Raw genomic sequence first — 19,908 nt, 5'->3', positions numbered from 1 at the left:
GACATGGCGGAGATCCACTCGCACAGCACCGGGCTGACGGTCGAACTCGACGACGACTCCGGGCTGCCGGTGCGCATCGGCGACGCACCCCTGCGGTTCGCCGTGCGCCTGGAGACGGGCGGCGAGGAACGCCGAGGGGCCTACGGCGGACTGCGGATCGACGGCGCCGAGGTGCACGACGCCTCGCAGCTGCTCGAGGTCACGACCGCGGCCGACGGGACGGATGCCGCGACGGCGACCACGAGGCTCGGCGGCCAGGTCGTCGAGTGGACCTATGCCTTCCGCGCCGAGGGGCCGCGCCTCTCGATCGGCATCGCGATCCGCAACGGCGAGGACGGCGAGCTGCTGGTCCGCGACCTGACCGTGGAGGTCGACCTCGTCGCCTCCGCAGGCGCGACCGTGCACGCCCCCGGCAACCGGCTGCGGGCGGGGCTGGGGCTCTCGGAGCTGAGCGGTCCGGTGCCGGTGAACACCGCCGGAGGCACTCCCGGGTCGACCGGGCTCGTCGCCCTCTCGGACGAGGCGGGATCCCAGGTGGTGTGGCCGCTCTCCCGGGACGCGGTCGGCGCGACCACGATCGCCCCCGCCCCCGGCGGGCTGCGCGTGACCGTGCGCACAGGACTCGCGGCCGCGGTGCCGCAGGGCGGCGTCACCCGATACGACGCCCTGCTGATCGATCCGGCATCGCGGCCGTGGACCCTGCTCCGCGACGAGATCCCGGGCTGGTACCCGGCTCTCGGCATCCGCCTGCCCGAGGACTCCCCGGAGTGGACCTCGCACGCCTCCATGTTCGAGGTGCAGCTGGGGGTCTCCCGCTTCGGCGGCGCCGCGGACTACTCCCCCTACCCGACCGTCCGCGCGCTCATCGACGACCTGATCCGCATCCGCGCGATCGGGTTCGACACCCTGCAGATCATGCCTCGGCAGCCCTTCCCCAGCTACAACGTCGTCGACTGGTTCGACATCGGGACCAGCTACGGCCCGGAGAGCGATCTCGTCGAGCTCGTGCGGAAGGCGCACGACCACGGGCTGCGCGTGATCCTCGACGTGCTGATGCACGGCGTGCTCGACCGCGAGTTCCTCGAGATCGCCGTGGATGCGGTGCGGAACGGGCCGCACGGCGAGTTCCTGCGCACCACGCCCTTCTACGGCCCGGCGGACACCGCCCGCCTCCCCCACGCCGAGCAGATCCCCTGGAGCCGGCACATCCTCGACTTCGCACGCGACTGGCACGACGGGTCGGCGGAGGTGCATCCGCTGACGGGGTCGCATCCGGAGTGGTTCTACCGCGACTCCGCGGGGGCGATCACCGGCGTGTACACCAAGGCCTTCGAGCTCTCGGATCCCGGCTGGCAGGACTACTTCCTCGCGGCGCTCCGCAACCTCATCGACCGACTCGGGATCGACGGCTTCCGCTTCGACGCCCCCACCTACAACGCGTTCCCCAACTGGTCGGAGCGCACCAGGGCGCAGGCGAGCGCCTCCGAGCTGGCCTGCCTCGCCCTCTTCCGGCGGCTGCGCGAGGACCTGCGGCCCGCGCATCCCGACCTGATGTTCTACACCGAGCCGTCCGGAGTGCTGCTGCGCGAGTCGATGGACCTCGTCTACAACTACGACGAGCACGCCCAGCTCGAAGACGTGATGGGCTTCACGGGGGTCGCGCTCGGCGGCGGCGGAGGCGCCTCGCACGACGGCGTCCGCACCGCCGAGGACCTCGCCGCGTGGTTCGACGAGCGCAACGCCGTGCTTCCCGCCGGCTCCGTGACCGCCCACCACATCGACTCGCACGACACGTTCTGGTGGCCGCAGCCCGGACAGAAGTGGCGGCGCGAGCAGTTCGGTATCGCGCCCACCCGTGCGCTGGCCTCGATCTTCGCCCTGTCCGGCGGGCCGTACATGACCTTCGTCGGCGGTGAGGCGGGAATCGAGGAGCATCTGCACGCGATCCACGCTCTCCGCCGCCTGCCCGCGTTCGCCGTCGGCCGCGCGGACTTCCGGACGGCGCGCACCGACGACCCGCATGTCTTCGCGGTGGTGCGCGAACACGCCGGCGAGGCCTTCCTCGTGCTCGTGAACCTCGCCGATCGCGCCGCCCTCGTCCGCCCGCGCGGAGCGTTCCGCGTCACCGGGACGTCGGACGTCCTCCCCGGCGAGGGCGCGGAGAGCGATGGCGAGGTCCGCATCTCCCCCTACGGCACGGTCGTCCTGGGCATCGCGCGGACCGGCGAGGGGAGCCCCGCATGACGAGGCTCCCCGCCGAGGTCGAGGCCTTCTGGACGCGGACGCTCGCGGCCTCCCGCGCAGCCGGCGCACCGGCGTCGTTCCTTCCGCAGGAGACTCCGCTGCGCGGCGTCCGGGTGTACGACGTGCGCTTCAGCGGCTTCGCGGGCGAGCGGATCGCCGCCTGGCTGATCCTCCCGGAAGGGCCGGGGCCGCATCCCGCGGTGGTCGAGTACGTCGGGCACGGCGGCGGCCGCGGCTACCCGCACGAGCATCTCGCATGGGCGGGATGCGGATTCGCCCACCTGGTGATGGACCCGCGCGGCCAGGGGAGCGGATGGCGCCTCGGGGTCACCCCCGATTCCGGTCCCCTCCCGCCCGGAAGCGACGCCTTCTTCACCCGCGGGATCACCGACGAGCACGACTACTTCTACCGGCGGATGTTCGCCGACGGGGTGCTCGCCGTCGACGCGATCCGCGAGCACCCCGACGTCGACGCCTCCCGGGTCGCCGTGATGGGCACCAGTCAGGGCGGTGGGGTCGCCGTCGCGGTCGCATCACTGCGCGGAGACGTGCGCGCGACGATCGCCGACGTCCCGGCGTTCGGCGCCTTCCCCCTCGCGATCGAGCTCGCCGAGGAGGGGCCCTACGAGCAGATCGCCCGCTATCTCGCCGTGCACCGCGACGAGGTCGACACGGTCATGCGGGTGCTCGGCTTCTTCGACACGACCGTCCTCGGCCCGGCCGCGACGGCCCCCGCCCTGTTCTCGCTCGGCGGGCGGGACGTCCTCGTACCCCCGCTCAGCATCCGCGCGGCGATCGACGCCTACGGCGGGACGACCGAGGTGCACGAGTACCCGTTCAACGGACACGAAGGCGGCGGAAGCCTGCATCAGCTGCGCGCGATCGAGTGGCTCCTGGCCCTCGACGGGGAGGGGAAGGCCGCATGACGAGGCGCATCACATCGGCGGAGGTCATCGTCTGCGCACCGGGGCGCAACTTCGTGACGCTGAAGATCACGACCGACGACGGGCTGATCGGCTGGGGCGACGCCACGCTGAACGGCCGGGAGCTCGCGGTCGCGAGCTACCTCAGCGACCACATCGCGCCGCTCCTCATCGGCCGCGACGCCCAGCGCATCGAGGACACCTGGCAGTACTTCGCCGTCGGCGGGTACTGGCGCCGGGGCCCGGTGACGATGGCCGCGATCTCCGCGATCGACATGGCCCTCTGGGACATCGCCGCGAAGGCCGCCGGGGTGCCGCTCTACCAGCTGCTCGGCGGAGCCAGCCGCGACCGCATCCGCACCTACGGCCATGCGATGGGCCGCACGGTGGACGAACTCGCGGGCTCCGTGCAGGCGCTCGTCGACGCGGGCTTCACGGCGGTGCGCATCCAGACCGGGGTGCCCGGGGTCGACACCGCCTACGGGGTGCCGGACGGCGACGGACGGTACGAGCCCGCCTCCGCGGGATCACGGCCGGTCGAGGAGGCCTGGGACACACCGGCCTATCTGCGGCACATGCCGCGGGTGTTCGCCGAGATCCGCGAGCGCTTCGGGGAGGACCTCGACCTGCTCCACGACGTGCATCACCGTCTCACCCCGATCGAGGCGGCGCAGCTGGGGCGCGCGCTCGAGCCGCACCGGCCGTTCTGGATCGAGGATGCGACGCCCGCCGAGAACCCCGAGGGCTTCCGGGTGGTGCGCGCCCACACCACCGCTCCGCTCGCGACCGGCGAGGTCTTCAACTCCATCCACGACTACCGGCAGCTCATCGGAGAGCAGCTCATCGACTACTCCCGGTCGGCGGTCACCCACGTCGGCGGCGTGAGCGCGCTGAAGAGGCTCGCGGAGTTCGGCGAGCTGTACGGGGTGCGACTGGCTCCGCACGGCCCGACCGACATCTCGCCGATCGGGCTCGCCGCCACCCTGCACATCGACCTGGCGGTGCACGGCTTCGGGATCCAGGAGTTCATGCCGCGCGATCCCGTGACCCTCGACGCGTTCCCGAACGCCTTCCGCTTCGAGGACGGGCACCTGCACCCGGGCGACGCGCCCGGGCACGGTGCGAGCCTGGACGAGGACTTCGCCGAGGAGTTCGCCTACACGCCGGCCTACCTGCCGGTGAACCGACTGACAGACGGGACCCTTCATGACTGGTGAGCCTCGACGACCGCGAGACGAGCGCCGGCACGTGCTGCTGACCGGCGGATGCGGCGGGATCGGCCGCGTGATCGCCGCTGCGCTGCTCCGCGCGGGGTACGCCGTCACCCTCAGCGATCAGCGACCGCAGGAGCAGGGAGACGCGGCGGCCGCAGCCCTCCGCGACGCGGTCGCCGGCGCCGAGGTCTCCTACTCCCCCGCCGACGTCCGCGATCCCGATGCCGTCGCGGCGCTCGTCGCCGGGATGCCCCGGATCGACGTCGCAATCGCGAACGCGGCGATCGGCCGGTCGGCGCCGATCCTCGACCTCACGCACGAGGAGTGGCAGGCCCACCTCGACGCCAACCTCACCGGCGCGTTCCTCACCGGCCAGGCGGCCGCGCGCCGCATGGCCGCGGAGGGGACGGAGGGGCTGCTGTTGTTCACGAGCTCGTGGATCGCGCAGATCCCGTGGCCGGAGATGACGGCCTATGCGGCCACGAAGGCCGGCATCGAGATGCTGATGAAGCAGTTCGCCCGCGAGCTGGGCCCGCGCGGCATCCGGGCCAACGCCATCGCCCCGGGGATCGTCGCCGCGGGCATGGCGCAGCATCAGCTCGACACCGAGCCCGATTACGCCGCCCGCGCCTCCCGCGTGGTTCCGCTCGGCCGGCTGCAGACCGCGGAGTCGGTGGCCGACGCGGTGGTGTACCTCTGCTCCCCGCAGGCCTCGTACATGACCGGCACTACACTCACAATCGATGGAGGGAGCTCGCTTTTTGCCTTCGATTGACATGCGCAACCGTTCCGAGTTCATGACGCCGACCGAGATCCTCGGCAGGCTCGAACAGGCCATCGTCGACGGTGAGATCACCGTCGGGGACCGTCTGCCGTCGGAGCGCACCCTCGCCGAGCAGTTCTCGGTGTCACGACCGGTGATCCGCGAAGCACTCCGCGGGCTCGCCGAACGCGGGCTCATCTCGGTGCACCCGGGACGCGGCTCCTTCGTGCGCGAGGAGAGCGGCGACGACCTGGCCGCGCCCCTCACCCGTCTCGCCCGGCGCGCGGGCGCCACGCCGCGCAACATCGTCACCGCGCGCACCGCGATCGAGTGCACCGCCGTCGAGACGGCCGCCGAGCTCCGCAGCCCGGAGCGCCTGGCCGAGCTGGAGCGCGCCCTCGCCGCGCACGAGGCCGCCGAGACCACCGAGTCGCGGGCGCAGACCGACTACGACTTCCACGCGACGATCGTCGCCGCCGCCGAGAACCCGGTGCTCGCGATGATGTATCAGGCGATCTACCCGTTCACGCAGGGCATGATGCTCCGCTCCCAGGACGATGCGGACGTGCGCCATGCGGGCGAGCCGCAGCACGCCCTCATCGTCGACGCGATCCGCGCCGGCGACGCGGATCGCGCCCGCGAGCTCATGCGCCGCCACATCACCCTGGCCCTCGACCTCTACGGCGCCGACATCGACAAGAGCCTCGAAGACGTGCTCGGCGGCCGCGGCCGCCTCCACCTGCCCGTCGACTGACGTCCTGCATCCGAGACGCTCTGCGGACGGGTGGGATCCGGCGTCCTGGCGTCCTGGTCGATCTGCATCCGTCATGACGTTCGGCATCCCAAACAGACCGGATCCGGATGCAGAACGTCACAGTGAGTGCAGAACGTCCCGGAGCCGGATGCCTCGGCCCCCAGCATCATCGGACGATCTGCATCCGTCATGACGTTCGGCATCCCGAACAGACCGGATCCGGGTGCAGAACGTCACAGTGAGTGCCATTCGTCGGGTGGGCGATGTGCTCCGGGGTCAGCGGCCCTCGGCCCGGAGCTCCTCGACGAGCCCGATGATCACGCCGGCCGGCCCCCGCACATAGCAGTACCGGTACACGTCCTCGTACTGGGCGACCTCGCCCACGAGCTCGGCGCCGAGCTCGTGCAGCCGATCGAAGGTGTCATCGACCGCGTCGACAACGAACGTGAGCCGCGGGATGCCGGGCACATTGACCGCGGCAGCGGGTGGCGAGCCCGCGAGCCCGGGCGAGCGAAACGTCGACAGTTCGATTCTCGCTCCGTCCGGCCCCCGCACCACGGCGATGTCCGTCCGCACATCACGCAGGCCGAGCAGACGGTCGGCCCATTCCCCGCCGACCTCCGCCTCGCCCTCGAGCTCGAGTCCGAGCTCGAGGAAGAACGCGATCGCAGCCGGAAGATCCTCCACCACGAATCCGACATGATCCATCCGATGCACCGTCATGCCGGCAGTGTAGGCGTCTGATGAGGTCCGGACCAGGAACGTTCCGCATCCGTCACGACGAACGGCGTACGAAACAGTGCGGATGCTGGTGCAGAACGTCATCGGGAGTGCGATCCGTCGCCCACCCGAACCTCTCGACCCGCGTTCGCCGCGACGTCCTTCCGGCCCGACCTCGACCGCGCCCGGGAGACACACTCCGCACCCACCTCGACGCTCCGCGCCCGAAACCCCGACCCGAGGCCGCCGGAACCAGATCCCGACGCGGGTCAGCGCGCCGCGAAGGCCCGGCCCATGCGGTCGAGGGCATCGCGCAGGATGGGGCGCGAGGTGGCGAAGTTGAACCGCAGGCATCCGGCACCGACCTCGCCGCACAGGCCCCCGTCGGTCGCGGCGACCCCGGCGTGCGCGAGGAAGAACGCCGCGGGATCGTCGACCCCCGTGCCGCGGAAGTCGAGCCAGGCGAGATACGTGCCGTCGGGCTGGCGGAACCGCACGCCGGGGAGCCTCTCCGCGACGAGCTCGGCGAGCAGACGCCGGTTGCCGTCGAGGTAGTCGACCACGCCGTCGAGCCAGTCCCGCGCCTCGTCGTAGGCCGCGGCCGTAGCGATGAGGCCGAGGTTCGTGGCGCCGTGCTGCGCGAACGGACCCGACGCGGAGGCGTCCCACAGCGCGGCGTCCTCGTCCTGGGAGAAGATCAGCTGCGCGCACTTGAGCCCGGGCAGGTTCCACGCCTTCGACGCTGCGGTGGCGGTCACGGTGTGCCGCGCCGCCGCCTCGGACACGGTCGCATACGGCGTGTGGCGGTGCCCGGCGTAGACGAGCGGCGAGTGGATCTCGTCGGAGAACACCCGGGCGCCGTGCCGCTCGACGACCTCCGCCACCGCCCGCATCTCCTCCGGCGAGTAGACCTTGCCGATCGGATTGTGCGGATTGCAGAAGACGAGCAGACCCCCGCCGGCGGCGAGCGCACGGTCGATGCCGGCGAGGTCGAGGTGCCAGCCCGACGCGTCCTCGCGCATCGGCACCTGGACGACCTCCCGACCGAGCATCGCCGGCACCGTGAGGAACGGCATGTACGCAGGGGTCGGGAGCACCACCGCACTGCCGGGCGCCGTGAACAGCTCGATGGTCGCGACGAGAGCCTGCAGCACGTCCGGCATCGGCCGCACCCGCTCCGCCGGCACGTCCCACCCGTAGCGGTCGCGCTGCCATGCCGCCGTCGCCTGCTGCATCCGCTCGGCCAGTCTCGCCGGCGGGTAGCCGAAGAGCGCGACGTCCACCGCCGACCGCACCGCATCGAGCACCGGCTCCGCGGCCCCGAAGTCCATCTCCGCGACGAACGCACCCGTCGCCTCGGGGTAGGCGCTCCACTTGAGCCCGCCGATCGCCCTCAGTCCCTCCTCGGTGATCGCGTCGAACCTCTCCGTCAGGTCGATCCCGGCCATGTCCCGCCCTTCCTGCAGCTCATGTGGACATCCAGACTATGGCCGCCCGCTGACGTCCGTCCCGTCGCGATGTCGGTGCCCTCCGCGATACTGCCTCCGAGATCGAGAGGACGCATCATGTCACCTGCATCGGGATCGGACGCCCGGGGGATCTACGCCGACGCGACCGGTGTCAAGTGGACCGTCGGCGTCGGGATCGTCGTCGACATCGTCGCCACCGTCTGGCTGCTGCAGTGGCTCGATCCCGCCGGCGGTCAGCCGATGCCGCTCAGCGGGCTCGTCACCATGCTCCAGCCGATCGGCGTGGAGGCCCCCGGCTGGCTCATCGGCTTCACCGACTGGCTGCACGTCTCGCGCGCCGTCCTCCTCTGGCCGCTGTTCGCGCTCGCCTTCCTCCTGCTCCTGCAGAGCACGCACGCCCGCTACGACCTCCTCTACCGTCCGGCCACGGTGGCCCTCGTTCTCGTTCTGATGGAGGCCCACGGCTCCGCTTGGCCCGCCGTCTGGCTGGTCCTGCTGCTCGCCGCGGTGTCGGTGGTCGCCGCGCTCTCGGGAGCGGCGGAACGCCGGAGCCGCAGCGGCACCACGCGAGAGGACCGCTTCGACTACTTCGGATCCCTCCCGGCCGGGCACGTCCTCGGCCAGGGGCTCCTCGTGCTCCTCCCGCCCGTCGGCCTGATCCTGCTGATCGCCTCCGCCGTACGGGACGCCTACACCCTGCGCGTGCGGCGCGAGCTGTGGCCGGAGTTCCGGAAGAGCCTCGAACGTCTGCAGCGCGACGATCCCGTCGCCGCGGAGGGGCTGCGAACGGAGGCGCTGCTGCGCCTCGCCGACCGCGACGAACGGGCCTTCGACCGCTCGATGATCGAGTACGTCCTCGTCTCCGCCGAGCCGCCCTCGGGCGCGCCCCCGATCGGCCGGATCCGCCCTGTGCTCTGAACGGGCACCGGGCGCGGACCGGAGCGGGCCCTCTCCGGGGGGGGCTCGCCTCAGCCGTTGAACGTCAGCGGGTGCGGTCCGGTGCGCCCGTCGCGCTCCAGACCATCGATCGCCGCGAGCTCGGCGGCGCCGAGGTCGAAGCCGAACACGTCGAGGTTCTCCGCGATACGGGTCGGTGTCACCGACTTGGGGATCACCACGCGTCCCTGCTGCAGGTGCCAGCGCAGCACGACCTGCGCGGGGGTTCGACCGTGCCGGTTCGCGATGCCGGTGATCACGTCATCGCGCAGCACAGCACCCTGCGCGAGCGGGCTCCACGCCTCGGTCACGATGCCGCGAGCCTCGTCCGCCGCCACCACGGCGCGGTTCTGCAGGGCAGGGTGCAGCTCAACCTGATTCACGACGGGCACGATCCCGTTCTCCGAGGCGATGCGGTCGAGGTGCTCGGGCTCGAAGTTCGAAACGCCGATCGCACGCACCCGCCCCTCGGCGTAAAGCCGTTCGAGCGCCCGCCAGGTCTCGGGGTAGAGGTCGCTCGCCGGCGTCGGCCAGTGCACCAGATAGAGGTCGAGCCGGTCGAGGCCCAACCGCTGCAGCGTGGCGTCATAGGCGCGCAGCGTGCTGTCGAAGCCGTGATCGCTCACCCAGACCTTCGACGTGACGAACAGCCCGGAGCGTGCGATGCCCGACTCCGCGATCGCCCGCCCGACGCCGGCCTCATTGCCGTAGACGGCGGCGGTGTCGATGCTGCGGTATCCGGCGTCCAGCGCGGAGAGGACCGCGGAGGTCGTCTCGTCGTCGGCCACCTGGAACACTCCGAAGCCGAGCTGCGGCATGGTGACCCCGTTGTTCAAGGTGACCTCGGGGATCTGGATCTTCGTCATCTCTTCTCTTTCTTCGTGGCGGATCGGATCCTCGTGGTGGATCGGATCCTCGTGGGGTATCCGGTCGTCGGAGGGGGCAGGTGTTGAGGCGATCGGTTCAGGCGACGACGGATTCCTCCGACGTCTCGGAGCATTCCGACGGCTCGGAGGCGGCGTTCCGCGCGGCCCGCGCCCGCAACGCGGCGATGACCATCACGATCAGGGCGGCGGCGGTCAGCACGAGCCCGATCCAGATCGGGGCGGTGTAGCCGAGGCCCGCGGCGATGCCGACACCGCCGGCCCAGGCGCCGAGAGCGTTGCCGACGTTGAAGGCGGCGATGTTCGCACCCGAGGCGAGAGTCGGCGCCCCGCCCGCGTAGTGCATGATGCGGCTCTGCAGCCCGGGGACGGTGCCGAATCCGAAACCGCCCATCAGCGGCAGGATGATCGCCGTCGCGATCTGCGATCCCGCCAGCAGCCCGAAGAGTGCGAGCACGACCGCGAGCGCGGCGATGAAGGCGACGGTCGTGCCGTCGATCGATCGATCGGCCAGGCGCCCTCCGGCCCAGTTGCCCACCACGAGACCCGCGCCGAAGAGCACGAGCAGCCACGGCACGGCGGATGCCGCGAAGCCGGAGACGCCCGTGAGCGTGTAGGCGATGTAGGTGAAGGCGCCGAACATGCCGCCGAAGCCGAGCACGGTGACCACCAGCGACAACCACACCTGACCGGAACGGAACGCTCCGAGCTCACGGCGCAGGCTGACCTTCGCCTCGGCGTCCCGCCCTGTGGGAACGAGCGCGACGACGCCGAGGAAGGCGATGACACCGATGATCGAGATCGCCCAGAACGTCGATCGCCAGCCCAGCTGCTGGCCGAGGAAGGTGCCGAAGGGGACGCCGAGCACGTTCGCCGTGGTGAGGCCGGTGAACATGATCGCGATGGCGCGGGCCTTCTTCTCCGGCGCGACGAGGCCGGTGGCGACGACGGACCCGATGCCGAAGAACGCCCCGTGGCACAGCGCGGCGAGGATGCGACCGGCCATGGCGGCGCCGTACGACGGTGCGACGGCCGTGAGGGCGTTGCCGAGGATGAAGAGGACCATCAGTCCGAGCAGTACCGGTTTGCGGGGCAGCCTGGTGGTGGCGGCCGTGATCCCGAGGGCGCCGACGACCACCGCGAGCGCATATCCGGAGATCAGCCAGCCGGCGGTCGACTCGGCGACACCGAAGTCCGTTGCCACTTCGGGCAGCAGCCCCATGATCACGAACTCCGTGAGTCCGATTCCGAACGCGCCGATGGAGAGCGCGAGAAGTCCGAGCGGCATCGGATGCCTCCTGCTAAGATGTTTGCAGACGCGGGATATTGCGTCGATGAACACAATCATTGCATACGCAATTAATCAGCGCAAACAACTATCTGGAGTGAGCATGGGAATCGCAGACGACGCCGTCGAGATCCGCGCCCGAGGCTGGCGCACCCTGGCCGCCCTGCACGCACTCATCGAGACCGAGCTCGAGCGCGAGCTCGGCGCGACGGCGGGCCTCTCCGTGGTCGAGTACACCGTGCTCGACGCACTGAACCGACAGGACGGCTGGCACATGCGGATGCAGCAGCTCGCCCGTGCCGCCGCGCTGAGCCCCAGCGCCACCACGCGCCTGGTCACCCGCCTCGAGGATCGCGGGCTCCTCACCCGCGTCCTCTGCGCCGATGACCGGCGCGGCATCTACACCGAGCTCACCCCCGCCGGGCTCGACCTCTACGAGAAGGCCCACCCGATCCACGACGAGATTCTCGAGCGGGTGCTGGGCGAGGCGGCCGACCGACCGGAGCTCGCCCCGGTCGTGCACGCGCTGCAGGGCGTCGAGGCCGTGGCCTGACGCTGGTCAGGCCTCGTCCGCGCCGTTCCGCGTGATCGGCGCGCGCACCACCAGGACCACGACGACCGCGACGAGCACCGCAGAGGTGATCGCGACGGCGAACGGCAGCAGCGGATCGATCAGCACCAGCAGCACCCCCACGAGGATCGTGGAGTTGACGATGGCGTCGGCGCTGTCCTTGATGGCGACGAACCAGATCCCGAGCAGGAACACGGCGATCGGGATGGCGACGGCGAACGAGGCGAACAGCTGCGTGACGTGCTCGCCGCCCGTGAGCACGTCGATCTCCAGCTCGATCCCCACCGAGAACGCAGCGGCGGACGCGAGCACGAAGTAGTGCGCGTAGCCGTAGCGGATCGAGCGCCAGAGCGTGCTGATCGACCTGTGGTGCGGCGGCCAGAAGTAGATCCACCACATCGACGCGGCGGCGACGAGGGTCAGGATCGCGATCGAGATGAGCGGCCAGAGGGAGTCGACCTCGTTGAGCGCGCCGATCACCGCGTTCGCCGATGCGAGGATCGTCTCGCCGAGCACGATCAGGGTGAACAGCGAGTACCTCTCGGTGATGTGGTGCGGATGCCAGGGCGTGGTGTTGCGCATCTCGGAGAGGATCGGCACCGCCAGCTCCGCTGCGACGCCGACGAAGAACAGCGGTACCTGCAGCGACGCGGGGACGAGGAGGTACAGCAGCCACAGCACCTGCACGATCGCGATGCCGATCGCATAGCGCAGCGCAGTGCCGCGGTACTGCTCGTCGGAGAACGCCGCGCGCAGCCACTGCGCGATCATCGCGACGCGCATCACCACGTAGGCGAGCACGAGGATGCGCAGGTCGCCCTTGAACGCCGGGCCGATGCCGGCCGCGAGGACGAGCACCCCGCTCATCTGCACGATCGTCATGACCCGGTACAGCCAGTCGTCGGTGTCGAACGACGTGGCGAACCAGGTGAAGTTCATCCAGGCCCACCAGATGCCGAAGAACACCATGACGTAGCTCATGATGCCGTTCAGGTGCCCCTCGGCGAGGGCATGGTGCAGCTGTGAGGACGCGATGCTCACCGCCACGACGAACACGAGGTCGAAGAAGAGCTCCAGAGAGCTGGCCGCGCGGAACGGCTGGGCCGGATCCCGCGGCATCATCCTGGTCAGACGGAAGCGCCCCAGCGCTGCAGTGTCACTCACGGCGACAGATTACCGGCCGCGCGGCGCCACGTCGCGGAACGCGCGCTACAGCTCGCCCGGGCGCATCGCCTCAGCGTCGGCCGCCCGGATCACCTTCAGCGCCGCGGTGTCGACCGGCGGCTCCTCGGCAGCGTCCTTGCGACGACGCGGCGCGTAGACCACCAGGGCATGGAACAGGAAGCGGGCGAAGAACGCCACGACCAGCGAGACGGCGGTCGCGAGCACGCTCGAGATGTGCCAGTTCTCGACCATCAACGCCATGAGGGGGATGCGCAGGGCCGCCTCCACGTTGTTGAACGCGAAGGAGGCCGCGAAGCGCACCCACAACGACCTGGCGTCATCGCGCACGTCGCCGAAGACGAACCGCTCCTGCAGCACGAAATTGCCGATGATGGTCGCCTCGGCGCCGATGATCGCCGCCCACACGTAGTCCATGCCCGCCTTGGTGAGCAGCCACATGATGCCGATGTTCGCCACGGCCCCGACCAGGCCGATCAGCGCGAACAGGCTCATCTTGCCGAAGCGCAGGCGGGCGAGGTGGGCGAGGAAGGTGACGCCCTGCCGCATCGACGCCTTGGAGGTGCCGTGCCGCCGCTCGCCGAACGACATCGGGACCTCGGCGATCCGCACGTCGGACCGCACCAGGATCTCCAGGAGGATCTTGAAGCCCTGCGGCTGCAACTGCCCCGCGTCGACGTGTCGCCGGTCGACCAGGAAGTACCCGGTCATCGGGTCGGTGCTGCGCCACAGCTTGCGGGGGAACATCGCCTTCGTCAGCCAGGTCGCGCCGCGCGAGACGCCGAAGCGCATCGCGGTGCCGAGACCGCCGGAGTCGCCGCCGCCGATGTAGCGCGATGCGGCGACCACGTCGGCGTCGCCGCGCTCGTGGCGCTCGAGCAGCGCCGGAATCAGCTCGGGGGGATGCTGGAGGTCGCCGTCCATCACGATGCAGACGTCGTACGCGGCCGCGTCGAGCCCGACGACCACCGCGCCGCCAAGTCCCCCGGTGTTGAGCTCGCGGTGGATGAGGCGCACCGGAACCGGCGCCTCCGCCGCGACCCGGGCGATCTCCTCGGGGGTGTCGTCGCTGCTGTCGTCGACGAACAGGATCTCACCGTCGCGCCCGTCCAGCGCCGCCGCGGTGCGTGCGACGAGCTCCGCGACGTTGTCGCGTTCGTTGAAGGTGGGCACGATGATCGTGACCTTCTCCCCCACGGGCTCCCCCATCTCGTGAACAGACCCCTCCTGAAGCATCCATCCTGACATGCCACGCTGTGGATCCGCTTCCTCTTCGCGCCTCCGTGGAATCAGTCCGCACGCTCCCAGAGCGCGACACGGACACCGGTCACCGTGGTGCTGCGCACGCTCCGGAACCCGGCGTCGTCGAGCGATGCGGCGAACGGATCGCCTCCCCGGGTCGCCACCCACACCCGTGTCGTCCCCGTGAGGTCGACCGCAGAGGGGCGGCGCACCTCGTCCCAGTACGTTCCGGTCTCGGCATAGGGACGGACCAGTGCCAGGTCCCGGAGCCCCGCGAACGCGGCGGGATAGGCGGCGAGCGCGGTGCGGGGGCGGAGGGCGCCGGTGCCGTCCGTCCCGAGCAGGAACGCGTCGCCCGGCTGCGCCCCGTCGTGGATCACCGCGGCGACGGACCGGAGGTCGAGTCCCCCGGGCTTCGCGTCGATCGTCCTGCTCGCCACCGCGAAGGGTGCCGCGGCGACGGACCAGGACAGCCCGATGATGAGGAGCGTCCGCGTGCGCAGCCCGCTGACCGCCAGCCCGCACAGCACGACGAGCGCCGGTGCGGAGACGGCGAGGTACCGGGGTGTGAACAGCGGCTGGGTGACCAGCCCCGCGGCGAGGAGCACGACGGCGGGGAGCACGGTCCAGATCACGAGCGCGAGGACGACACCGGTCATGCGCAGCCGCCCCCGCACGATGCCGACTACGAGCAGCGCGATCGCCCCCGCCGCGAGCCACGCGGCCCACCCGAAGAACGGCTCGACGATCACCGTGTAGGGGTTGACGGCCTGCGTCTCCAGCCAGGCGACCTGCCCCCGCTGGCCCCGCATCAGCAGCACGAGCGGAATCGCGGGCAGCGCGGGGACCACGGCGGCGAGCAGGCCGCGCACCGCACGCCGCCGGCGATCGCCGGCGCCACGCGCGACGAGCATCCCGAACGCCGGCAGCACGAGCGCCGCGTAGGCGAAGCACCACACCGCGAGGGCGGCGACCAGCCCGTACCAGAGCCAGTCCCGCGTGCGTCCCGAGGCGGATGCGCGCAGCGCCAGCAGCGCCGCGGCCACGAGCAGGGCCACCGCGATCGCGTAGGAACGGGCCTCCCCCGTCTGCAGCAGCGTGCGCGGGAGGAAGGCGAAGAGCGCGGCGGCCAGCACTGCCGCCCCGCGGTCGCCGCCGAGCCTCCGGGTGAGCACGAAGACACCGCCGGACGCCAGCGCCGAGGCGAGCGCCGAAGGCAGGCGGACCATGAGCTCCGACTCGCCGGTCAGGGCGATCCATCCGTGCATGAAGAGCGCATACACGACGTGCACCGCGTCCCGGTGCCCGGCGAACGCGAGCAGGTCCGGCAGCGGCAGCCGCGCCAGCCGCAGCGTGGCCGCCTCGTCGTACCAGAAGGAGGGGATCCACGAGCCGATGACGAAGAGGAGGAGGGCGGACGCGGCGATCATCCAGAACAGGCGGCGGTCCGACCGGCCGGCACCCGTCGCCGCGGGCGCGATCGCGGGGGCATCCGCCGACATAGTGCTCCTCATGTGCTCCGCCGCGGCGGAGGTCCCGGGCTCCCCGTCCGCTTCGCTCGCTCGGCGACCGCTCCGTGACGGCCCCCACCCGTCAGCATCCCACACGATCCCCGAGCGCCCGGGCACGGAGCCGGAGGCTCTCCGCGGACGTACCCTGGAAGCATGACGACTCCCGCATCCGACACCATCACCATGTTCGGCGCCGAGTGGTGCAGCGACTGCCGCCGCACCAAGAAGCAGCTCGACGAGCTCGGCATCGAGTACACCTACGTCGACCTCGTCGCCGACCCCGCCGCGGCCGATGTCGCGAAGGAGATCTCGGGGCGCACGAACATCCCCGTGGTCGTGTACCCGGACGCCTCGCACCACGTCGAGCCCTCGAACGCCGACGTGGAGTCGAAGCTGCGCGAGCTCTCCCTGATCTGACGCGCGCCACCGGGGCGTAGGCTGTCAGCACGCCCGAAGGAGACGACGATGACTCAGTCCGCGCCCGCCGCGAAGAGGAAGAAAGCCCCCGCGAAGAAGGGCGCGGCTCCCGGCCCGGACGAGCGCGAGACCCGGCACCTCGACGCCGCGATCCGCGATCTCCAGGCGGGCTCGCGCACCTGGACGAACCTCTCCGTCGGGCAGCGGGCGACCCTGCTCCGCGCGGTGCGCACGAGCGTCGCGGCGAGCATCGACGAGTGGGCGCAGACGGCCGTCGAGTCGAAGGGCCTCGTCGCGAACCACCCCCTCCGCGGGGAGGAGTGGCTGAGCGGGCCGTACAGCGTGCTCGGCGCCCTCGACGCCTACGTCGACACCCTCACGCGCCTCGCCGAGGGCCGGAGCGCGATCGACGGCGTGGCTCTGGGCAGAGCGCCCGGCGGACGCGTGGCCGTCGACGCCTTCCCCCTCACCGGGATGGATCGCTTCCTGCTCCAGGGGTTCACCGGCCAGGTGTGGCTCGAGCCCGGCATCACCCCTGCCGCTGCACGCCGCGACGCCGGGCTCGCGCAGCTCACCCCCGGGGAGAGCGGCGGGGTGGGACTGGTGCTCGGCGCCGGGAACATCACCTCGATCCCGGTGCTCGACGTGCTCTACGAGCTGCTCGCGCACAACAGGGTGGCCCTGCTCAAGGTCAACCCGACCCAGGATCCGCTGGTCCCGGTGTATGAGCGGGCCCTCGCCCCGCTCATCGAGCCGGGGTTCCTGCGCATCGTGCACGGCGGCCCCGCGGCCGGCGCCTACCTCACGGGGCATCCCGATCTCGTGCACGTGCACATCACGGGCTCCGCGGCGACGTTCGACGCCATCGTCTGGGGGACGGGCGGCACGGCCACCCGTCGCAAGCGCGAGGACAGGCCGCAGCTGAAGAAGCCGATCACGGCGGAGCTGGGCGGGGTGTCGCCGATCATCGTCGTCCCCGGCGAGTGGACCGACGCGGACATCGCCTTCCAGGCCGAGCACGTCGCGACCATGCGCCTGCAGAACTGCGGGCACAACTGCATCGCGGGCCAGGTGGTCATCCTGTCGAGCGACTGGCCGCAGCGCGAGAAGTTCACGGCGGCCCTCCGCCGTGCCTACGCCGCAGCGCCGGAGCGCCCGATCTGGTATCCGAACTCGGACGCCCGCATGGAACAGGCGTCCGGCGACTACCCCGATGCCCTCGTCCTGGCGGACCGTCTGCTCGTCGAGATCGGCGCAGGAGATGACCCCACCGCACTGGAGCGCACCGAGTACTTCGCCCCGGTGCTGGGCGTGGAGGAGCTGCCCGGCACCGGGCAGGCCTTCCTCGACGCCGCCATCGCGCACGCGAACGACCGGCTGCAAGGCACCCTCGGCGCGAACGTCATCATCCATCCGGCCACGGAGAAGGCACTGGGCACCGGCTTCGACCGCGCGATCTCGGAGCTGCTCTACGGCTCGATCGCGATCAACACCTGGACCGCGTTCGGCTTCATCACCCCGACGATGACCTGGGGCGCGTTCCCGGGCAACACACTCCGCGACGTGGGCAGCGGGCTGGGCGTGGTGCACAACGCGCTGCTGCTCGACGGCGTCGAGCGCTCGGTGGTCCGCGGCCCCTTCCGCCCGTTCCCGCGCTCGCTGCCCGGTGCGAACGGCGGCGGACGCCTCACGATCCTTCCGAAGCCGCCGTGGTTCGTGTCGGCGCGCACCGCGGCGACGGTGAGCGAGGGCCTCACCCGATTCCGCGCGAAGGGCGGGCTCCCGGGGCTGGTGACGACGCTCCTGGCCGCACTGCGCGCCTGACCTCGGCGCGACCGGCGCGACTAGCGTCCGGCGAAACGGTCCGTCGCGGCCCGCAGCGCCGCCGCCGTGCCCGGCTCGCTCGCGGAGTGTCCGGCGTCGTCGACGATCACCAGCTCCGACTCCGGCCACGCCCGGTGCAGGTCCCAGGCCGTCATCATCGGCGTGCACACGTCGTAGCGCCCCTGCACGATCACGGCGGGGATGTGCCGGATGGCGTCGACGTCGTCGATCAGCTGCCCTTCGCGCAACCAGCCGCTGTGCGTGAAGAAGTGGTTCTCGATGCGCGCGAACGCCGTGGCGTGCGCATCCGAGGTCATCTTCTCGACGAGCACGGGGTCGGGGTGCAGCGTGACCGTGGAAGCCTCCCACCGCGTCCACGCGATCGCGGCGGGGACGTGCACGGCGGGGTCGGGGTCGAAGAGCCTGCGGTGGTACGCCTCGATCATCCGGTTGCGCTCGAGCACCGGGATCGGAGCGACATAGTCCTCCCAGAGGTCGGGGAACAGCGCCGACGCCCCGCCCTCGTAGAACCACTCCAGCTCGTGCCGGCGCAGCGTGAAGACGCCGCGGAGCACCAGCTCGCTGACCGCCTCCGGGTGCGTCTGCGCATACGCGAGGGCGAGGGCGCTCCCCCAGGACCCGCCGAACACCTGCCACTTCTCGATGCCGAGGTTGCGGCGCAGCAGTTCGAGGTCGGCGACGAGGTGCCAGGTGGTGTTGAAACGCAGGTCGGCCGACGGGTCGCTCGCATGCGGGGTGCTCCTGCCGCAGCCCCGCTGGTCTAGCAGCACGATGCGGTAGGCCTCCGGGTCGAAGAACCTCCGGTGCCACGGCGCCGTCGCGCCTCCCGGGCCGCCGTGCAGGAACACGACGGGCTTCCCGTCGGGGTTCCCGCTCTGCTCCCAGTAGACGCGGTTCCCGTCGCCGACCAGCAGTTCGCCGGTGTCGTACGGTTCGATCGGCGGATAGAGCGCATCCGTCTTCATGTTCTGCCCCCGAGATGTTGCGCGGTCCCTCCACCGTAGCGGGCCGCGCGGCGGGTCACAGGTCGCCGGCCGCGACCGCGAACGTGTCGCAGACGCCGAGCCCGTTCTTGTAGCCGTTGGCGAACCAGTACTGCCGCTGCTCGCTGGTGCCGTGCGTGAAGCTCTCCGGGTTGACGAAGCCGGACTGCTCCTGGATGTGGTCGTCACCGACCGTGAACGCCGCGTTGAGGGCGTCCTGCAGCTGCGCGTCGGTCGGCTTCTTCAGGTAGGCGACGCCGTTCTTGTCCTTCAGCGTCGCCACGTCGCCGATCCAGGCGCCCGCGTAGCAGTCCGCCTGCAGCTCGGTGCGCACGCTGTTGCTGTCGGGACCGGTGCCGTTGTTCGGGTGGTCGCGCATGATGCCGGTGAGGTTCTGCACGTGATGCCCCCACTCGTGGCCCACGATGTACAGCTGCGCGAGCGATCCCGCCGACGCCCCGAACTGCTGGCGCATGAGGTCGAAGAAGGTGGGGTCGATGTACACCGTCTCGTCGCCGGGGCAGTAGAACGGGCCGACCGCGTTGGACGCCGTGCCGCACGCCGTCGGCGTCTGCCCGTCGACCACGATCGAGCCGGGATTGACGTACCCGCTCTTGAACTGCTTCTTCCAGTACGCGTTCAGCAGCACCTCCGCGCCGGCGATGCGGCACTCATCGCGCGTGTTGGCGTCCTGCCCGGAGTTGCAGTCGAGCAGCTCCCCCTGCGAGGTGGACGCGGGCGCGGGGCCCTGGTCCCCGCCGCCGAGGAATCCGGTGAGGTCGATGCCCAGCAGGGGCCCGACCAGCAGCGCGATGATCCCCAGCACGCCGACGCCGCCGGCTCCGGCGATCGCGGCGGTCCGGCCGCGACGGCGGGTCGTGTTGCCGGAGATGTCGGCATCGGGATTGAACGTCATGAGAGAAAGGTACTCCAGCGCCGCACCGCGTCGGAGGCGGGCATAG

General features: G+C 71.1%; 18 protein-coding genes. 9 read left to right on the top strand and 9 right to left on the bottom strand.

Annotated elements, in window-relative coordinates; genetic code table 11:
- Window positions 1–3: 3 nt before the first annotated feature.
- The 5 genes from ABWO84_RS11970 to ABWO84_RS11950 are packed head-to-tail and all read left to right on the top strand — an operon-like array spanning window position 4 to window position 5,898.
- Window positions 4–2,244: an alpha-amylase family glycosyl hydrolase gene (locus tag ABWO84_RS11970; RefSeq protein ID WP_353114809.1), complete on the top strand. Its 2,241-nt coding sequence runs from the start codon at window positions 4–6 to the stop codon at window positions 2,242–2,244.
- Entirely contained in the window at window positions 2,241–3,170 is a 930-nt protein-coding gene (locus ABWO84_RS11965) for an acetylxylan esterase (RefSeq protein ID WP_353114808.1), read from the top strand. The genes ABWO84_RS11970 and ABWO84_RS11965 overlap by 4 nt, the downstream gene beginning before the upstream one ends.
- Window positions 3,167–4,384 (top strand): D-mannonate dehydratase ManD, encoded by a 1,218-nt coding sequence (gene manD, locus ABWO84_RS11960; protein ID WP_353114807.1) that lies wholly within the window; start codon window positions 3,167–3,169, stop codon window positions 4,382–4,384. The genes ABWO84_RS11965 and manD overlap by 4 nt, the downstream gene beginning before the upstream one ends.
- Window positions 4,374–5,156 carry an SDR family NAD(P)-dependent oxidoreductase gene (locus ABWO84_RS11955; RefSeq protein ID WP_353114806.1) on the top strand — a complete coding sequence of 261 codons (783 nt, stop codon included), beginning with the start codon at window positions 4,374–4,376 and terminating at the stop codon, window positions 5,154–5,156. The genes manD and ABWO84_RS11955 overlap by 11 nt, the downstream gene beginning before the upstream one ends.
- A gap of 1 nt (window position 5,157) precedes the next feature.
- Window positions 5,158–5,898, top strand: a complete 741-nt coding sequence (locus ABWO84_RS11950; RefSeq protein ID WP_353114805.1) for a FadR/GntR family transcriptional regulator — start codon at window positions 5,158–5,160, stop codon at window positions 5,896–5,898.
- Window positions 5,899–6,174: 276 nt separating this feature from the next.
- On the opposite strand, the gene ABWO84_RS11945 is transcribed toward ABWO84_RS11950, so the two are convergent.
- Complete coding sequence (locus tag ABWO84_RS11945; RefSeq protein ID WP_353114804.1) at window positions 6,175–6,621, bottom strand: VOC family protein; 447 nt, start codon at window positions 6,619–6,621, stop codon at window positions 6,175–6,177.
- 266 nt (window positions 6,622–6,887) lie between these two features.
- Window positions 6,888–8,066: a MalY/PatB family protein gene (locus ABWO84_RS11940; RefSeq protein WP_353114803.1), complete on the bottom strand. Its 1,179-nt coding sequence runs from the start codon at window positions 8,064–8,066 to the stop codon at window positions 6,888–6,890.
- 117 nt (window positions 8,067–8,183) lie between these two features.
- On the opposite strand from ABWO84_RS11940, the gene ABWO84_RS11935 reads away from it, so the two are divergent.
- A complete protein-coding gene (locus tag ABWO84_RS11935) occupies window positions 8,184–9,005 on the top strand; it encodes a hypothetical protein (RefSeq protein WP_353114802.1) in 822 nt (273 codons plus the stop codon).
- 50 nt (window positions 9,006–9,055) lie between these two features.
- Here ABWO84_RS11935 and ABWO84_RS11930 read toward each other — a convergent pair whose 3' ends face one another.
- Both ABWO84_RS11930 and ABWO84_RS11925 read right to left on the bottom strand, forming a co-directional pair.
- Entirely contained in the window at window positions 9,056–9,889 is an 834-nt protein-coding gene (locus tag ABWO84_RS11930) for an aldo/keto reductase (protein WP_353114801.1), read from the bottom strand.
- A 97-nt stretch (window positions 9,890–9,986) separates the two neighbouring features.
- Window positions 9,987–11,195, bottom strand: coding sequence for an MFS transporter (locus ABWO84_RS11925; RefSeq protein WP_353114800.1), 1,209 nt, complete (start codon window positions 11,193–11,195; stop codon window positions 9,987–9,989).
- 103 nt (window positions 11,196–11,298) lie between these two features.
- Here ABWO84_RS11925 and ABWO84_RS11920 point away from each other — a divergent pair, with 103 nt between their 5' ends.
- Window positions 11,299–11,748 (top strand): MarR family winged helix-turn-helix transcriptional regulator, encoded by a 450-nt coding sequence (locus ABWO84_RS11920; RefSeq protein WP_353114799.1) that lies wholly within the window; start codon window positions 11,299–11,301, stop codon window positions 11,746–11,748.
- A 6-nt stretch (window positions 11,749–11,754) separates the two neighbouring features.
- On the opposite strand, the gene ABWO84_RS11915 is transcribed toward ABWO84_RS11920, so the two are convergent.
- The 3 genes from ABWO84_RS11915 to ABWO84_RS11905 form a co-directional block, all read right to left on the bottom strand.
- Window positions 11,755–12,930 carry a low temperature requirement protein A gene (locus tag ABWO84_RS11915; protein WP_353114798.1) on the bottom strand — a complete coding sequence of 392 codons (1,176 nt, stop codon included), beginning with the start codon at window positions 12,928–12,930 and terminating at the stop codon, window positions 11,755–11,757.
- Between the two features lie 45 nt (window positions 12,931–12,975).
- Complete coding sequence (locus ABWO84_RS11910; protein WP_353114797.1) at window positions 12,976–14,157, bottom strand: glycosyltransferase; 1,182 nt, start codon at window positions 14,155–14,157, stop codon at window positions 12,976–12,978.
- An 80-nt stretch (window positions 14,158–14,237) separates the two neighbouring features.
- A complete protein-coding gene (locus ABWO84_RS11905) occupies window positions 14,238–15,692 on the bottom strand; it encodes a glycosyltransferase family 39 protein (protein ID WP_353114796.1) in 1,455 nt (484 codons plus the stop codon).
- Between the two features lie 162 nt (window positions 15,693–15,854).
- Between ABWO84_RS11905 and ABWO84_RS11900 the strand changes: the two genes are divergently transcribed.
- Complete coding sequence (locus tag ABWO84_RS11900) at window positions 15,855–16,118, top strand: glutaredoxin family protein (RefSeq protein WP_353114795.1); 264 nt, start codon at window positions 15,855–15,857, stop codon at window positions 16,116–16,118.
- A gap of 48 nt (window positions 16,119–16,166) precedes the next feature.
- A complete protein-coding gene (locus ABWO84_RS11895; RefSeq protein WP_353114794.1) occupies window positions 16,167–17,942 on the top strand; it encodes an aldehyde dehydrogenase family protein in 1,776 nt (591 codons plus the stop codon).
- Between the two features lie 20 nt (window positions 17,943–17,962).
- Here the strand turns inward: ABWO84_RS11895 and pip are convergent, their stop codons facing one another.
- Both pip and ypfJ read right to left on the bottom strand, forming a co-directional pair.
- Window positions 17,963–18,928 (bottom strand): prolyl aminopeptidase, encoded by a 966-nt coding sequence (gene pip / locus ABWO84_RS11890; RefSeq protein WP_353114793.1) that lies wholly within the window; start codon window positions 18,926–18,928, stop codon window positions 17,963–17,965.
- 55 nt (window positions 18,929–18,983) lie between these two features.
- Window positions 18,984–19,862 carry a KPN_02809 family neutral zinc metallopeptidase gene (gene ypfJ / locus ABWO84_RS11885; RefSeq protein WP_353114792.1) on the bottom strand — a complete coding sequence of 293 codons (879 nt, stop codon included), beginning with the start codon at window positions 19,860–19,862 and terminating at the stop codon, window positions 18,984–18,986.
- Window positions 19,863–19,908: the final 46 nt, after the last annotated feature.

Origin of the sequence: Microbacterium sp. (genome assembly GCF_040394595.1) — a bacterium.
In the GTDB taxonomy this organism is placed as follows: domain Bacteria; phylum Actinomycetota; class Actinomycetes; order Actinomycetales; family Microbacteriaceae; genus Microbacterium.
Note: the sequence above shows the minus strand (reverse complement) of the source record. Positions and strands in the feature narration are given on the sequence as shown.

Coding starts and splice junctions, on each gene's coding strand:
- ABWO84_RS11970 (WP_353114809.1), top strand. CDS start 4: ATGGCGGAGATCCACTCGCACAGCACCGGGCTGACGGTCGAACTCGAC.
- ABWO84_RS11965 (WP_353114808.1), top strand. CDS start 2,241: ATGACGAGGCTCCCCGCCGAGGTCGAGGCCTTCTGGACGCGGACGCTC.
- manD (WP_353114807.1), top strand. CDS start 3,167: ATGACGAGGCGCATCACATCGGCGGAGGTCATCGTCTGCGCACCGGGG.
- ABWO84_RS11955 (WP_353114806.1), top strand. CDS start 4,374: ATGACTGGTGAGCCTCGACGACCGCGAGACGAGCGCCGGCACGTGCTG.
- ABWO84_RS11950 (WP_353114805.1), top strand. CDS start 5,158: ATGCGCAACCGTTCCGAGTTCATGACGCCGACCGAGATCCTCGGCAGG.
- ABWO84_RS11945 (WP_353114804.1), bottom strand. CDS start 6,621: ATGACGGTGCATCGGATGGATCATGTCGGATTCGTGGTGGAGGATCTT.
- ABWO84_RS11940 (WP_353114803.1), bottom strand. CDS start 8,066: ATGGCCGGGATCGACCTGACGGAGAGGTTCGACGCGATCACCGAGGAG.
- ABWO84_RS11935 (WP_353114802.1), top strand. CDS start 8,184: ATGTCACCTGCATCGGGATCGGACGCCCGGGGGATCTACGCCGACGCG.
- ABWO84_RS11930 (WP_353114801.1), bottom strand. CDS start 9,889: ATGACGAAGATCCAGATCCCCGAGGTCACCTTGAACAACGGGGTCACC.
- ABWO84_RS11925 (WP_353114800.1), bottom strand. CDS start 11,195: ATGCCGCTCGGACTTCTCGCGCTCTCCATCGGCGCGTTCGGAATCGGA.
- ABWO84_RS11920 (WP_353114799.1), top strand. CDS start 11,299: ATGGGAATCGCAGACGACGCCGTCGAGATCCGCGCCCGAGGCTGGCGC.
- ABWO84_RS11910 (WP_353114797.1), bottom strand. CDS start 14,157: ATGGGGGAGCCCGTGGGGGAGAAGGTCACGATCATCGTGCCCACCTTC.
- ABWO84_RS11905 (WP_353114796.1), bottom strand. CDS start 15,692: ATGTCGGCGGATGCCCCCGCGATCGCGCCCGCGGCGACGGGTGCCGGC.
- ABWO84_RS11900 (WP_353114795.1), top strand. CDS start 15,855: ATGACGACTCCCGCATCCGACACCATCACCATGTTCGGCGCCGAGTGG.
- ABWO84_RS11895 (WP_353114794.1), top strand. CDS start 16,167: ATGACTCAGTCCGCGCCCGCCGCGAAGAGGAAGAAAGCCCCCGCGAAG.
- pip (WP_353114793.1), bottom strand. CDS start 18,928: ATGAAGACGGATGCGCTCTATCCGCCGATCGAACCGTACGACACCGGC.
- ypfJ (WP_353114792.1), bottom strand. CDS start 19,862: ATGACGTTCAATCCCGATGCCGACATCTCCGGCAACACGACCCGCCGT.